Below are 14,945 nucleotides of genomic sequence, written 5' to 3'. Positions count from 1 at the left end.
CGCATCCCGCGCACCGCGCGGGCCACAGCATCGTCAGCCGCCCACGCCATAGGGTGCAAAGCGGCTGGCGTTCTCATCCACATGCAGCGCCTTTCCCACATAGGGAAAGGCGCGCTGCGTGCACTGGTCGCGTTCGCAGACCTTGCAGCCCATGCCGATGGGCGTGGCCGATTCCGGATCGCCCAGGTCCAGCCCCTTGGCATAGACCAGGCGCGAGGCATGGCGTATGTCGCAGCCCAGGCCGATGGAGAAGGTCTTGCGCGGCGAACCATAGCCGCGCTGCCCATGCGAGACCGAGCGCGCAATCCACAGGTAGCGCCGCCCGTCGGGCATGCTGGCGAGCTGGCGCAGCACCTGGTCGGGCTGGCCGAAGGCCTCGTACACCGTCCACAGCGGGCAGGTGCCGCCCGTGCGGCTGAAGTGGAAATGCGTGGCCGACTGGCGCTTGGAGATATTGCCCGCGCGGTCCACGCGCACGAAGAAGAAGGGCACGCCCGGCGCGCCCGGCCGCTGCAGGGTGCTCAGGCGGTGGCAGACGGTTTCAAAGCCCACGCCAAAGCGCTGGCCCAGCAGGTCGATGTCGTATCGCAGTTGCTCGGCCGCCTCCAGGAACAGGTCGTAGGGTAGCAGCAGCGCGCCCGCAAAGTAGTTGGCCAGGCCCACGCGGGCCAGCTTGCATGACGCCGGGTCGCCCTGGAAGGCGGCGGTGGCGATCAGCCGGTCCAGCGTATCGCCCATCTCCAGCAAGGCCAGCTGCGTGCCCAGCTGGAAGGCCTGTTGCGCAGGCTCCAGCGCCGAGGACAGCCACAGCGAGCGCGTGGCCGGGTCGAAGCGGCGCTGGCTTTGCCGGGAGTCTTCCGAGCGATGCACCTGCACGCCGTGGCGCTGCTGCAGCCGCCGGACCAGCCAGTCCGCCAGATGGCCCGGGTCCGCGCGCGCCTCGCCGGCCAGGGCCTGGGCCGCGCGGTCCACTTCATCGAAGTAGTTCTGGTGCGCAAAGAAGAAATCGCGCACGGCCTCGAACGGCATGGTGCGCGCCACCGGCATGTCCGAGCGGTCATCGCCCAGCCTGAGCGACATGCTCTCGATGCGCTCCAGGGCTTCCAGATGGCGGCGGTGCAGCGCCATCACCGCACGCCCCAGCGCCGGCATCTGTGCGGCGACTTCCTGCAGCTCGGGCAGGGCAATGGATTCGGGCGCCTCGGCAAGGGCCTCGCGCAGGCCGGCGACCAGGCGCGCTTCCTCGTCCTCCGAGAACTGCTGGATATCGACGCCCAGCGCGCGGTTGAGCTTGAGCAGCACCGACACCGTCAGCGGCCGCTGGTTCTGCTCCAGCTGGTTCAGGTAGCTGGGCGACAGGCCCAGCGTGTGGGCCAGGGCGATCTGGGACAGGCCGTGCTCCGCGCGCAGTTTGCGCAGCTTGACGCCCATGAATGTCTTCTTCATGCCTGTTTCCTCGGATGGCTGTTATTCGCAGAATTCGCAATATCGTGGGATTCGTTTCGCAAGAATTCGCCTTTTCAGCCCTATGGCTGAGCCGCTATTTTGCGTAGATTGCGAAGCATGACAACACCTGCTGGAACCGCCGAGTTGCGCGAACTGGTATTGCCCGCGCTGGCCAACCACCACGGCACGCTGTTCGCGGGCCAGGGCCTGCAGCTCATGGCCAAGGCCGCCTTTCTCGCAGCGCGCAGCCTGGCGCAGCGCGAGGTGGTGATGGCCGCCGTCACCGGCATCGACTTCCTGGCGCCCGTGCCCGTGGGCCACGAGATCGTCCTGCGCGGCTGGGTCAGCCGGGTGGGGCGCAGCTCCATGACGGTCTGCGTCACCGCATCGGCCCAGGCTCCGGGCATTGCCTGCGAGGACGTGCTCAAGGGCCTGTTCGAGATGGTGGCTGTCGACCACAACGGCCTTCCCGCCGCCATTGCCCATTCCTATCTGAACCAGGAGACCCTTCCATGAGTACCACGATCATCGACGCGCCATCTGCGCCAACTGCACCATCTGCGTCCGCATTCAAGCCCAAGAAGTCCGTGGCCCTGTCGGGCGTGACCGCCGGCAACACGGCGCTGTGCACCGTGGGCCGCTCGGGCAACGACCTGCACTATCGCGGCTACGACATCCTGGACATTGCCGAGGTCTGCGAGTTCGAGGAAATCGCCCATCTGCTGGTGCACGGCAAGCTGCCCACGCGCCCCGAACTGCAGGCCTACAAGACCAAATTGCAGGCGCTGCGCGGCCTGCCGGCCAGCGTCAGGCAGGCGCTGGAGCAGCTGCCTGCCGGCGCCCACCCCATGGACGTGATGCGCACCGGCGTCTCGGCCCTGGGCTGCGTGCTGCCCGAAAAGGACGACCACAACCTGGCGGGTGCCCGCGACATTGCCGACCGGCTCATGGCCAGCCTGGGCTCCATGCTGCTGTACTGGTACCACTGGAGCAATTCGGGCCGGCGCATCGAGGTGGAGACCGATGACGACTCCATCGGCGGCCACTTCCTGCACCTGCTGCACGGCCACCGGCCGTCCGAAGGCTGGGTGCGCGCCATGCACACCTCGCTCAACCTCTATGCAGAGCATGAGTTCAACGCCTCCACCTTCACGGCGCGCGTGATCGCGGGCACGGGCAGCGATATGTATTCGTCCATCGCGGGCGCCATCGGCGCGCTGCGCGGGCCCAAGCATGGCGGCGCCAACGAGGTGGCCTTCGAGATCCAGAAGCGCTACGACACGCCCGACGAGGCCGAGGCTGACATCCGCCGCCGCGTCGATGCCAAGGAAGTGGTGATCGGCTTCGGCCACCCGGTCTACACCGTCAGCGACCCGCGCAACGTGGTCATCAAGGGCGTGGCCAAGCGCCTGTCCGACGAGGCCGGAACCACCCGCATGTACGACATTGCTGACCGGCTGGAATCGGTGATGTGGGAGGTCAAGAAGATGTTCCCCAACCTGGACTGGTTCAGTGCCGTCAGCTACCACATGATGGGCGTGCCCACGGCCATGTTCACGCCGCTGTTCGTGATCGCGCGCACCAGCGGCTGGGCAGCCCATGTGATCGAGCAGCGCCAGGACAACAAGATCATCCGCCCCAGCGCCAACTACACGGGGCCGGATGACCAGAAGTTCGTGCCCCTCGATGCGCGCGCCTGAGCCGCAGCTGTCCTGAACCTAGGCGGGCGGGCTGCAGGCCCGCCCGCATTGCATCCGCCCCATGAACCACACTCACAAGAAACCCCTGCCCGGCACCACGCTGCACTACATCGACGCCCGCGCCGCCGTCGATGCCCTCTCGCCCGGCTCCTGGGCACGCCTGCCCTACACCGCCCGCGTCCACGCCGAGAACCTCGTGCGCCGCGCCGATCCCGCGCAGCTGGACGGCTACCTGCTGCAGCTCATCGAGCGCCGCCGCGACATCGACTTTCCCTGGTACCCCGTGCGCGTGGTCTGCCACGACATCCTGGGCCAGACCGCCCTGGTGGACCTGGCCGGCCTGCGCGACGCCATCGCGGCCGAAGGCGGCGACCCGGCCCAGGTCAATCCCGTCGTTCCCGTGCAGCTCATCGTGGACCACTCGCTGGCCGTGGAGTGCGGCGGCTTCGATCCCGATGCCTTTGCGAAGAACCGCGCCATCGAGGACCGCCGCAACGAGGACCGCTTCCACTTCATCGAGTGGACGAAGAAGGCCTTCGCCAACGTGGATGTGATTCCCGCAGGGAACGGGATCATGCACCAGATCAATCTGGAGAAGATGTCCCCCGTGATCACCGTGCAGGATGGCCTGGCCTTCCCGGACACCTGTGTCGGCACCGACTCGCACACGCCCCATGTCGATGCCTTGGGCGTGATCGCCGTGGGCGTGGGCGGGCTGGAGGCCGAGAACGTCATGCTGGGCCGCGCCTGCTGGATGCGCCTGCCCGAGATCGTGGGCGTGCGCCTCACGGGCCGGCGCCAGGCGGGCATCACCGCCACCGACATCGTGCTGGCCCTGACCGAATTCCTGCGCCAGCAAAAAGTTGTCGGGGCCTATGTGGAATTCTTTGGCGAGGGCGCCAACAGCCTGAGCATTGGCGACCGCGCCACCATCTCCAACATGTGCCCCGAATACGGCGCCACGGCGGCCATGTTCTCCATTGATGACCAGACCCTGGCCTACCTGCGCCTGACCGGCCGCGACGAGGCCCAGGTGCGCCTGGTCGAAGCCTATGCGCGCACCGCAGGTTTCTGGAGCGACAGCCTGGCCGATGCCCAGTACGAGCGCCTGCTGCAGTTCGACCTGTCAACCGTGGTGCGCAACATGGCCGGCCCCTCGAATCCGCACCGGCGCCTGCCCACCTCGGCCCTGGCCGAGCGCGGCATTGCCGATGCCGCAAAACTGCAGGCCGCCCGCGCCCAGGAGACGCAAGGCCTGATGCCCGATGGGGCCGTCATCATTGCCGCCATCACCAGCTGCACCAACACCAGCAACCCGCGCAACGTCATCGCCGCCGCCTTGCTGGCGCGCAACGCCAACCGTCTTGGATTGGTGCGCAAGCCCTGGGTCAAGACCTCGCTGGCGCCGGGCTCCAAGGCCGTGGAACTGTATCTGAAGGAGGCCGGGCTGCTCAGCGAGCTGGAGCAGCTGGGCTTTGGCATCGTCGCCTTTGCCTGCACCACCTGCAACGGCATGAGCGGCGCGCTGGACCCCGCCATCCAGCAGGAAATCATCGAGCGCGACCTCTACGCCACGGCCGTGCTCTCGGGCAACCGCAACTTCGACGGGCGCATCCATCCCCAGGCCAAACAAGCCTTCCTGGCCTCGCCGCCGCTGGTCGTGGCCTATGCGCTGGCGGGCACGGTGCGCTTTGACATCGAGCAGGACGTGCTGGGCGTGGTGGACGGGCGCGAGATCCGCCTCAAGGACCTGTGGCCCGCCGACGAGGAGATCGACGCCATCGTTGACCAAGCGGTCAAACCTGCGCAATTCCGCGCCGTCTACGAACCCATGTTCGCCATCCGCAAGGACGATGGAGACAAAGCCTCGCCCCAGTACGACTGGCGCCCCCAGTCCACCTACATCCGCCGCCCGCCGTACTGGGACACCGAAGGCGTGGGCGCGCTGGCGGCCTTCCCGCGAACCCTCACCGGCATGCGGCCGTTGGCCCTGCTGCCCGACAACATCACCACCGACCACCTGTCGCCCTCCAACGCCATCCTGGCCGACAGCGCCGCGGGCGAATACCTGGCGCGCATGGGCCTGCCCGAGGAGGACTTCAACTCCTACGCCACCCACCGCGGCGACCACCTGACGGCCATGCGGGCCACCTTCGCCAACCCGCAGCTGGTCAATGAAATGGCCGTCATCGACGGCGTGCAGCACAAGGGCTCGCTGGCGCGCATCGAGCCCGAAGGCCGCGTGGTGCGCATGTGGGAGGCCATGGAAACCTACCTGAACCGCCGCCAGCCGCTGATCATCATCGCGGGCGCCGACTACGGCCAGGGCTCCAGCCGCGACTGGGCGGCCAAGGGAGTGCGGCTGGCCGGAGTCGAGGCCGTGGTGGCCGAAGGCTTCGAGCGCATCCACCGTACCAACCTCATCGGCATGGGCGTGCTGCCGCTGCAGTTCCTGCCGGGCACCGACCGCAGGACCCTGGCCCTGGACGGAACGGAGATCTATGGCGTGGAAGGCGAGCGCACGCCGGGCACCCAACTCACTCTGGTGATTGAACGAAGAAGCGGCCAGACGCTGCGCGTGGCCGTGACCTGCCGGCTGGACACGGCCGAGGAGGTATCGGTCTACGAGGCGGGCGGCGTGCTGCAGCGCTTTGCCCAGGACTTCCTGGCGCAGGCTCAGGCAGCCTGAGCAGGGAGCGTGCCAGCGGCCAGCGGCTGGCGCGCCAGCTCGATGAAGGCCTGCAGATAGTCGGTCTGCAGGTCCGCCACGCGCGCGCCCAGGAAGATCTGCTTGGCAATGCCCTTGGCGCCCAGGCGCACGGGAACCACGTCCAGCTTGCCCGCGTACTCCTGCACCAGCCAGCGCGGCAGGGCCGCCACGCCCCGGCCGCTGGCCACCATCTGCATCATGATGTCCGTGGTCTCTATGGCCTTCTGGCGGCGCGGCGTGATGCCGGCCGGCATGAGGAACTGGTTGTAGATGTCCAGCCGGTCCATGGGAACGGGATAGGTGATCAGCACCTCGGGCGCGAGCTGGGCGGCTTCCACGAAATCGGCCCCTGCCAGCGCATGCGCGCTGGAGACCACCAGCACCTGCTCGTAGTCGAACACGGGCACGAACTCCAGGCCCGTCTTGAACAGCGGATCGGGCGTGACCAGCAGGTCGATCTCGTAGCCGAACAGCGCGCCGATGCCGCCGAACTGGAATTTCTGCTTCACATCCACATCCACATCGGGCCAGCTCGCCAGATAGGGCGCGACGATCTTGAGCAGCCACTGGTAGCAGGGATGGCACTCCATGCCGATGCGCAGCGCGCCGCGCTCGCCCTGGGCGAACTGGCGCAGCCGCTCCTCGGCCAGGTCCAGCTGGGGCAGCACGCGCTGGGCCACGGCCAGCAGGTACTGGCCGGCCTGCGTCAGGCGCAGGCTGCGGCCTTCGCGCAGCCAGATGTCCGTGCCCAGCTGCTGCTCCAGCTTCTTCATGCTGTGGCTCAGCGCCGACTGCGTCACGCACAGCACACCGGCTGCTGCCGTCAGCGAGCCTTGTTTTTCGACTTCACGGACGATGGCGAGGTGGGTGCGTTCGAGCATTTTGGTGAGAAAAATTCATGGATTTTTGAACTAGAAAAATTCTAGTTCATTGATGCGAATCCATTCCATGGCTGCCTTCATCGATTGAAAGCAGTGCATGACCATCATTCATCACCTCGGTTTCCCCCATCGGCGCCCGGCGTGCTACGCGGCCGGTGCGCTGGGCTGCAGGGCGCCGTGCAGGAAGGACTGCTCCATCACGGCCGCCACGCTGGCCCGCGCAACACGGCCGCGCCGCTCCGCATCCAGCAGGCCCACGGCCATGGAAAGCCACAGCTCGGTCATGGCCGCGGCCGTGATGTCGATGCGGAACACGCCGGCCTGCTGGCCGCGCAGGAAAAAGGCATCCATGGCCGCCACCCATTCGCTCTCTATCTGGCCGACCACCGAGATGTCGGAGCGCCAGAAATACATCAGGAACAGCAGCAGCGTCTGGTGGTCCTGGCAGTGGGCGGTGAGGCGGCGCAGCGCCTCCAGCGGCGCGTGGCGCTCCAGCTCGGCCGCGTGCATGGCGCGCGACAGGGTGTCGGCCGCATGCCCGATGAGCCGGTCTATGAGCTGGTCGCGCGTGGGGCAGAAGCGGTAGAGCGTGGCCTTGCTGATGCCGATGGCGCGTGCCAGCTCCTGCAGATTGGCCTTGGGATCGTCCAGCAGCGCCAGTGCCAGTGCGCCCAGCAGCTTGCCTTCGTCCTCTTGCTTGGTGCTCGTCATCGCTTGTCATGCCTCCTTGGAAAGTGCATGGATTTTATCTGTTGATGTTTTAAAGCATCAAATGAATCGATGTTGACTCATTTGATTCGGATATGTACCATCGCGGCCTTCGTATCGAACTCAATCAGGTTGTGAATATGAGCATGCGTCTGAACAAGCGACGTGGCCTGCCGCTGGCGGCCCTGGTGCTGGCCGCCCTGGCCGCCCTGGCAACGGGCTGCGGCCGCAACGAGGCTCCGGCCGCAGCGGGTGACGCGCTGCCCGTGGTGCAGGCCGTCACCGTGCAGCCCGCGCCGCTGGCCCTGTCCAGCGAGCTGCCGGGCCGTATCGAGCCCGTGCGCGTGGCCGAGGTGCGTGCGCGGGTGGCCGGCATCGTGCTGCGCCGCCATTTCGAGGAAGGTGCCGATGTCCGGGCCGGCCAGGTGCTGTTCCAGATCGACCCGGCGCCCCTGCGCGCCGCCCTGTCCCGCGCCCAGGGCCAGCTGGCCAGCGCCGAGGCGGCCCTGCTCGATGCGCGTGCCGTGGTTGGCCGCAACGCGCCGCTGGTGGCGCAGGAGGCGGTCAGCCGCCAGGACTTCGAGGCCATGCAGGCCCGCCTGCAGGCGGCCCAGGCCGCGCGGCAGTCCGCCCAGGCCGAGGTGCAGGCGGCCGCCTTGAATCTGGAATACGCCACGGTCAGGGCGCCGATCGCGGGCCGCATCGGCCGTGCGCTGGTCACCGAGGGCGCCCTGGTGGGCCAGGGCGAGGCCACGCCCATGGCGCTGGTCCAGCAGCTCGACCCGGTCTATGCCGACTTCCAGCAGCCCGTGGCCGAAGCCCAGCGCCTGCGCGCGGCCCTGGCCGAGGGCCGCCTGGCACAGACGGCGGGCAAGGACGGCACGCCGGTTTCCCTGAAGGTGGACGGCACGGGCCTGCAGCGCACGGGGCAGCTGCTGTTCTCGGATGTGACGGTGGACCGCGGCACCGGCCAGATGGCGCTGCGCGGGCGCTTCGACAACCGCGACGGCATGCTGCTGCCCGGCATGTATGTGCGCGTGACCGTGGGCCAGGGCGTGGACCCTGCCGCCATCCTGGTGCCGCAGCGGGCCGTGCAGCGCAGCACCGACGGGCAGGCCCACGTGCTGGTGGTGGATGGCCAGGACACGCTGCAGATGCGCCCCGTGCAGACCGCGGCCATGCATGGCGCGCAGTGGCAGATCAGCGCAGGCCTCAAGGGCGGCGAGCGCGTGGTGGTGGGCCGCATGGCGGGCCTGCAGCCCGGGGCGCGGGTTCAGGTCACGGCCCTTTCCGATGCCGCGGCCTCCCCTACGGCGGGGCTGTCCGGCACCTTCAGCGCCTCCGGCAGCTCCGCCACGTCCAGCGACTGAGCCGGCGCCTGCCCAAGGAATAGACCATGTCCAAGTTCTTCATCAACCGCCCCAACTTCGCCTGGGTGGTGGCCATCTTCATCATGCTCGCCGGGCTGCTGGCCATACCGGCGCTGCCCGTCTCCCAGTTTCCCAACGTGGCGCCGCCGCAGATCTCGATCACCGCCAACTATCCGGGCGCCTCCGCCACCACGGTGATGGAGTCGGTGACCAGCGTCATCGAGGAGGAGCTCAACGGCACCAAGGGGCTGCTGTACTTCGACTCCTCCAGCGGCTCCACGGGCATGGCCGAGATCACGGCCACCTTCGCCCCGGGCACCGAGCCGGCGCTGGCCCAGGTGGAGGTGCAAAACCGCATCAAGAAGGCCGAGGCGCGCCTGCCCGCGTCCGTGATGCAGATGGGCCTGCAGGTCGAGCAGGCCAGCGCCAACTTCCTGATGATCTACTCGCTGACCTACAAGGACGGCAGCGGCGGCAGCGGCAACAGCGAGGTGGCCCTGTCCGACTACGCCGTGCGCAACATCAACAACGAGATCCGCCGCGTGCCCGGCGTGGGCAAGGTGCAGTTCTTCGCGGCCGATGTGGCCATGCGCGTGTGGGTCGATCCGAACAAGCTGCTGGGCTACGGCCTGTCGGTGGCGGACGTGAACGCGGCCATCGCCGCCCAGAACGCGCAGGTGCCGGCCGGCAGCTTTGGCGCCTCGCCCGCAGGGCCTGGCCAGGAGCTGAGCGCCACCATTGCCGTCAAGGGCACGCTGGCCTCGCCCGAGGAGTTCGGCCAGATCGTGCTGCGTGCCAGGGCCGATGGCTCGGCCGTGCGCCTGGCCGATGTGGCGCGGCTGGAGGTCGGCCAGCTGGACTACAGCTTTTCCTCGCGCGAGGACGGCCGCCAGGGCGTGGCCGCCGCCGTGCAGCTGGCGCCCGGCGCCAACGCCATGCAGACGGCCAAGGCCGTCAAGGCGCGCTTGGCCGAGCTGTCGCAGAACTTCCCTGCCGGCATCCAGTACGCCGTGCCCTATGACACCTCGCGCTTCGTGGAAGTGGCCATCGGCAAGGTCATCCAGACCCTGGTGGAGGCCGTGGCGCTGGTGTTCCTGGTGATGTGGCTGTTCCTGCAGAACCTGCGCTACACGCTGATTCCCACCATCGTCGTGCCCGTCTGCCTGGCCGGCACCCTGGGCGTGATGTATGCGCTGGGCTTTTCGGTGAACATGATGACCATGTTCGGCATGGTGCTGGCCATCGGCATCCTGGTGGACGACGCCATCGTGGTGGTGGAGAACGTGGAGCGCCTCATGGCCGAGGAGGGGCTGTCGCCTCTGGCGGCCACGGTCAAGGCCATGCAGCAGGTCTCGGGCGCCATCGTCGGCATCACCCTGGTGCTGGTGGCGGTGTTCCTGCCGCTGGCCTTCATGAGCGGCTCGGTGGGCGTGATCTACCGGCAGTTCTCGCTGTCGCTGGCCGTGTCCATCCTGTTCTCGGGCCTGCTGGCGCTGACCTTCACGCCGGCGCTGTGCGCCACGCTGCTCAAGCCCGTTGCCAAGGGCCACCACGCCGAGCGCAAGGGCTTCTTCGGCTGGTTCAACCGCCGCTTCGCGGCGCTGACCGAGCGCTTCGACCTGCTCAACCAGCGGCTGGTGCGCCGCGCCGGGCGCTGCATGCTGGTGTATGCCGCCATCGTGGCCGGGCTGGGCGTGGCGTACACGCGCATGCCCGAATCCTTCGTGCCCTACGAGGACATGGGCTACTACATCGTCGGCGTGCAGCTGCCGCCGGGCGCCACCACGGAGCGCACCAAGGCCATGGTCAAGGACATGGAGGACTACATCCAGGGCCGCCCCGCCACGGCCCAGGCCGAGTTCCTGATGGGCTACAGCTTCTCGGGCATGGGGCAGAACGCGGCCCTGGCCTTCGTCACGCTCAAGGACTGGTCGGTGCGCGGCGCCGGGCAGGCGTCGTGGGACGAGGTGCAGGCCTTCAACCAGCGCTTTGCCCGCCTGTCCGACGGCACCGTCATGGCCGTGGACCCGCCGCCCATCGACGGCCTGGGCAACTCCGGCGGCTTTGCGCTGCGCCTGCAGGACCGCGCCAACCTGGGCCGCGAGGCCCTGATCGCCGCGCGCGACCAGCTGCTGGCCAAGGCCAATGCCTCGCCCATCATTGCCTACGCCATGATGGAAAACCTGGAGGATGCGCCCCAGCTGCGGCTGGACATCGACCGGCGCAAGGCGCAGGCCCAGGGCGTGGATTTCAGCGCCATCAACACGGCCCTGTCCACCGCCTACGGCTCGGCCGTGATCAACGAGTTCCCCAACGCGGGCCGCCTGCAGCGCGTGGTGGTGCAGGCCGATGCCCAGGCCCGCGCGCGGCCCGAGGACATCCTGCGCCTGCACGTGCCCAACGCCGGCGGGCAGCAGGTGCCGCTGTCGGCCTTCGCGTCGGTGCGCTGGGAAAGCGGGCCGGTGCAGATCTCGCGCTACAACGGCTATCCGGCCTTCCGGATCTCGGGCGATGCCAGGCCCGGCCACACCACGGGCGAGGCCATGGCCGAGCTGGAACGCATCATGGCCGAGATGCCGCGCGGCATCGGCTATGAGTGGACGGCCCTGTCCTTCCAGGAGAAAGCCGCCGGTGCCCAGGCGCCCAAGCTGTTCGCACTGGCCATCGTGGTGGTGTTCCTGCTGCTGGTGGCCCTGTACGAGAGCTGGAGCATTCCCGCCGCCGTGATGCTGATCGTGCCCATAGGCGCGCTGGGATCGGTGCTGGCCACCTCGGCCGTGGGCCTGTCCAACGACGTGTACTTCAAGGTGGGCCTGATCACCATCATCGGCCTGGCGGCCAAGAACGCCATCCTGATCGTGGAGTTCGCCAGGGACCTGCATGCGCAGGGGCACAGCCTGGCGCAGGCCGCGCTGCAGGCGGCGCGGCTGCGCTTTCGGCCCATCGTCATGACCTCGCTGGCCTTCATCCTGGGTGTGGTGCCGCTGGCGCTGGCCTCGGGCGCGGGCGCCTCCAGCCAGGCCGCCATCGGCTTCGGCGTGATCGGCGGCATGCTGTCGGCCACGCTGCTGGGGGTGGTCTTCGTTCCCGTCTTCTTCGTCTGGGTGCTGTCCCTGTTCCGGCGCAAGGCGCCGGCCGGCACCCCGCCTGCCCTGCAGGCCCCGGCAACCCCCATCGAGTAAGCGCCATGTCCATGCACTTCTTCCCACGCGCCCTGTGTGCGCTGGCCGCCAGCCTGGTGCTGGCGGGCTGCTCCCTCGCCCCGGTCCACCAGCGTCCGCAGGCGCCCATTCCCACGCAGTGGCCGCAGCAGGATGCCGCGCCCGTGCTGTCCTCGTCGGCGGCCACGCTGGACTGGAACAGCTTCATCGCCGACCGCCAACTGCGCCAGCTGGTGGACCTGGCCCAGGCCCACAACCGCGACCTGCGCCAGACCCTGCTCAACGTGGAGGCGGCACGCGCCCTGTACCAGGTGCAGCGGGCCGACCGGCTGCCGGGCGTGGGCCTGCAGGGCGGCGGCACGCGCCAGCGCCTGCCGGGCGACATGAATGCCACGGGCCAGCCCCAGGTGCAGGGCAGCTGGCAGGCCGGCCTGGGGCTGGCCGCCTTCGAGCTGGACCTGTTCGGCCGCGTGCGCAACCTGTCCGAAGCCGCCCTGGGCGAGTACCTGGCCACCGAAGAGGCCGCGCGCGCCGCCCGCATCAGCCTGGGCGCCGAAGTGGTGCAGGCCTACCTGTCCCGCGACGGGGCCCTGCGCCGGCTGCAACTGGCGCAGCGCACGCTGCAAAGCCGTGAATCCTCGCTGCGCCTGACCGCGCAGCGGCGCCAGGCGGGCACGGCCACCGCCCTGGATCACCAGGACGCCCTGGGCCTGGCCGCCCAGGCCCGCGCCGACGTGGAGCGCAGCGAACGCGAGCTGCGCCAGGCCGGCAACGCCCTGCTGCTGCTGACGGGCGTGGAGGATCTGGGGCCGTACCTGTCCGCACGGTCCGCAGGGTCTGCACAGTCGGCAAAGTCGTCCGACCTGCCCATGCTGCTGCAGGATTTGTCAGCCGGCACGCCTTCCGAACTGCTCATCCACCGCCCCGACATCCAGGCGGCCGAGCACCGGCTGCGCGCGCGCAGCGCGGACATTGGTGCGGCGCGCGCGGCCTTCTTCCCGCGCATCTCGCTCACCGGCTTCCTGGGATCGTCCAGCGCCGATCTGTCCGACCTGTTCCGCTCGGGCCAGCGCGCCTGGTCGTTCACTCCCCAGGTCACGCTGCCCCTCTTCGACGGGGGGCGCAACCGCGCCAACCTCGACCTGGCCGTGCTGCGCAAGGACATGGCCGTGGCAGCCTACGAGCAGGCCATCCAGACCGCCTTCCGCGAAGTGGCCGACGCCCTGGCCGCCACCGACACGCTGCGCCGCGAGGAAGCCGCGCGCCTGGCGCTGCGCGACAGCAGCCGCGAAAGCCTGCGGCTGGCGCAGGCCCGTTACCAGGCGGGGGTGGACGACCATCTGCGCTACCTTGACGCACAGCGCAGCGCCTTCGCCAATGAAAGCGCCTACATCGATACCGTGACCCAGCGGCAGTTGGCGCTGGCCCAGCTGTTCCGCGTGCTCGGCGGCAGCTGGACTGCGCCGCCGCCACCACCACCATCACAGTCCCAGCCTGTGGCGGCCGTCCAGCAGCCCTGAGCACCGAGCAGCCCTGAGCCCCGGCTACGCCGCCTCCACCCGCGCGTTGTAGGCCGCCAGGGTCCGCTGCCAGGCGGGCCGGGCCAGGCATCTGTCGCGGTAGGCCACCACGGCGGGGCAGGGCGCGGTCAGCGTGCGGTCCGGGATGCAGGCGAGCACATGCGCCATCAGGATGTCGGCCACCGTGAATTCGTCGGTGGCAATGAAGCGGCGCCCGTCCAGCCAGCGCTCCAGGTTGCCCAGCATGCGATGCGCCCAGCCCACCAGGAATTCGCGGTGCTTGCCGCAGCTGCCATCGGCCGTCCAGTCCAGCACCATCAGGCTGAGCAGCGGCGGCTCCACCGTGTTCATGGCTGCAAAGCACCAGCGCAGCACCTGGGCCTCGCCGGTTGCATCGGAGGGCATCAGCCGGCCGCACTTCCTGGCCAGATGCAGCACGATGGCGGCCGACTCCGAAATCACCTGCCCGTCATCGTCCAGCGCCGGAATCTGCTCGAAGGGACTGAGCCGGCGGTAGGCCTCGGTGTTCAGGTCGTGCGCGGGATGGTCCATGCCCGCGATCTCGAAGGGCAGTTGCATCTCTTCGAGTGCCCACAGCACGCGCAGATCGCGCGTGCGGCCGCGCGCGCCGGCATTGACCCTGGAAAAACCATAGAGCTTGAGCATGGTGGCGTTCTCCGCAGTGGTGATCCTGCCGGCCATGCTACTCGTGGCTGCCGAGGTGTGGGCATCACCTGGCGTCCGGTTCACGGCAGCCCGTTCACAGCGCCCCGAACACCTCGGGCAGGGCCGCATCGCGCGGCATGCCGCCATAGCTCTTGGTGCCGCCCTGGCTGTCGATCACCACGATGCCCGGCGTGCCACGGAAGCCCAGGGACATCATCAGCTTGCGGTGGGCCTCCAGCGTCTTGCGCACGTCGGGGCTGACGCTGAAGGCGGGGGCTATGCCGCCCTGGGCGGACTTCTTCTCGTGCTCCATCAGTGCGGCCGCGCGGTCCGGGGCCTGCAGGATGGCGGCGGCCTTGGCCGGGCTGTCGTCCCGGATCACGCCCACCAGGATGTGGCGCAGCTGCACCTTGCCTGCGTCCACCCAGGGACGCGCGGCCTCCCAGAACTTGTGGCAGTACTTGCAGTTGGGGTCGGTGAAGGTATAGATCACGCGCGGCGCATCGGCCTTGCCGTCGGGCACCCAGTTGGAGGCCTCCAGCTGCGACTGCACGGTGTCGCCCGCCGGCTTGGCGGTCTGGGCCTTGGGCTGGGGGGCCTGGGCCGTGGCAGGGCCTTCTGCGGCCGTGGCCCATCCCGCCGCCAGAAAGAGGCTGGCAGCCATGCCTGCAAAAAGGACGGTGCGTTGAAGATGCATGGGAACTCCTTGAAACGGTTGAATGAATGAGGGTGCGGCGCTGCGCGACAAGGGTGCAGCGCCTGGTGCTGTGGCAACAGCGGCGG

At 68.8% G+C, this 14,945-nt stretch carries 11 protein-coding genes; 6 read left to right on the top strand and 5 right to left on the bottom strand.

The genetic code is table 11. From position 1 onward, the window contains the following. Nucleotides 1-33: 33 nt before the first annotated feature. Nucleotides 34-1,446 (bottom strand): short-chain fatty acyl-CoA regulator family protein, encoded by a 1,413-nt coding sequence (locus CLV01_RS27945; protein WP_099732703.1) that lies wholly within the window; start codon nucleotides 1,444-1,446, stop codon nucleotides 34-36. A 117-nt stretch (nucleotides 1,447-1,563) separates the two neighbouring features. On the opposite strand from CLV01_RS27945, the gene CLV01_RS27940 reads away from it, so the two are divergent. The 3 genes from CLV01_RS27940 (at nucleotide 1,564) to acnD (ending at nucleotide 5,835) form a co-directional block, all read left to right on the top strand. Beyond that, entirely contained in the window at nucleotides 1,564-1,962 is a 399-nt protein-coding gene (locus CLV01_RS27940) for an acyl-CoA thioesterase (protein WP_012207660.1), read from the top strand. Beyond that, nucleotides 1,959-3,146, top strand: coding sequence for a bifunctional 2-methylcitrate synthase/citrate synthase (gene prpC, locus CLV01_RS27935; RefSeq protein WP_099732704.1), 1,188 nt, complete (start codon nucleotides 1,959-1,961; stop codon nucleotides 3,144-3,146). The genes CLV01_RS27940 and prpC overlap by 4 nt, the downstream gene beginning before the upstream one ends. A gap of 61 nt (nucleotides 3,147-3,207) precedes the next feature. Further along, nucleotides 3,208-5,835, top strand: coding sequence for a Fe/S-dependent 2-methylisocitrate dehydratase AcnD (acnD, locus tag CLV01_RS27930; RefSeq protein WP_099732705.1), 2,628 nt, complete (start codon nucleotides 3,208-3,210; stop codon nucleotides 5,833-5,835). On the opposite strand, the gene CLV01_RS27925 is transcribed toward acnD, so the two are convergent. Both CLV01_RS27925 and CLV01_RS27920 read right to left on the bottom strand, forming a co-directional pair. After that, on the bottom strand, nucleotides 5,823-6,737 hold the full coding sequence (locus CLV01_RS27925; RefSeq protein ID WP_043821638.1) for a LysR family transcriptional regulator: 915 nt from the start codon (nucleotides 6,735-6,737) through the stop codon (nucleotides 5,823-5,825). The genes acnD and CLV01_RS27925 overlap by 13 nt on opposite strands. 144 nt (nucleotides 6,738-6,881) lie before the next feature. Next, nucleotides 6,882-7,448 carry a TetR/AcrR family transcriptional regulator gene (locus tag CLV01_RS27920; RefSeq protein WP_099732706.1) on the bottom strand — a complete coding sequence of 189 codons (567 nt, stop codon included), beginning with the start codon at nucleotides 7,446-7,448 and terminating at the stop codon, nucleotides 6,882-6,884. 137 nt (nucleotides 7,449-7,585) lie between these two features. Between CLV01_RS27920 and CLV01_RS27915 the strand changes: the two genes are divergently transcribed. The 3 genes from CLV01_RS27915 to CLV01_RS27905 are packed head-to-tail and all read left to right on the top strand — an operon-like array spanning nucleotide 7,586 to nucleotide 13,496. After that, nucleotides 7,586-8,815 carry an efflux RND transporter periplasmic adaptor subunit gene (locus CLV01_RS27915; protein ID WP_099732707.1) on the top strand — a complete coding sequence of 410 codons (1,230 nt, stop codon included), beginning with the start codon at nucleotides 7,586-7,588 and terminating at the stop codon, nucleotides 8,813-8,815. Nucleotides 8,816-8,841: 26 nt separating this feature from the next. Beyond that, on the top strand, nucleotides 8,842-11,997 hold the full coding sequence (locus CLV01_RS27910; RefSeq protein WP_099732708.1) for a multidrug efflux RND transporter permease subunit: 3,156 nt from the start codon (nucleotides 8,842-8,844) through the stop codon (nucleotides 11,995-11,997). 5 nt (nucleotides 11,998-12,002) lie between these two features. Further along, on the top strand, nucleotides 12,003-13,496 hold the full coding sequence (locus CLV01_RS27905) for an efflux transporter outer membrane subunit (RefSeq protein WP_099732709.1): 1,494 nt from the start codon (nucleotides 12,003-12,005) through the stop codon (nucleotides 13,494-13,496). A gap of 24 nt (nucleotides 13,497-13,520) precedes the next feature. On the opposite strand, the gene CLV01_RS27900 is transcribed toward CLV01_RS27905, so the two are convergent. Next, nucleotides 13,521-14,198, bottom strand: coding sequence for a glutathione S-transferase family protein (locus CLV01_RS27900; protein WP_225971012.1), 678 nt, complete (start codon nucleotides 14,196-14,198; stop codon nucleotides 13,521-13,523). A gap of 58 nt (nucleotides 14,199-14,256) precedes the next feature. Next, a complete protein-coding gene (gene dsbG, locus CLV01_RS27895; protein ID WP_099732710.1) occupies nucleotides 14,257-14,859 on the bottom strand; it encodes a thiol:disulfide interchange protein DsbG in 603 nt (200 codons plus the stop codon). Between the last annotated feature and the right edge of the window lie 86 nt (nucleotides 14,860-14,945).

This window comes from Delftia sp. 60 (assembly GCF_002754395.1).
Classification (GTDB): Bacteria; Pseudomonadota; Gammaproteobacteria; order Burkholderiales; family Burkholderiaceae_C; genus Comamonas; species Comamonas acidovorans.
This window is presented reverse-complemented; position numbering and strand designations above follow the sequence as displayed.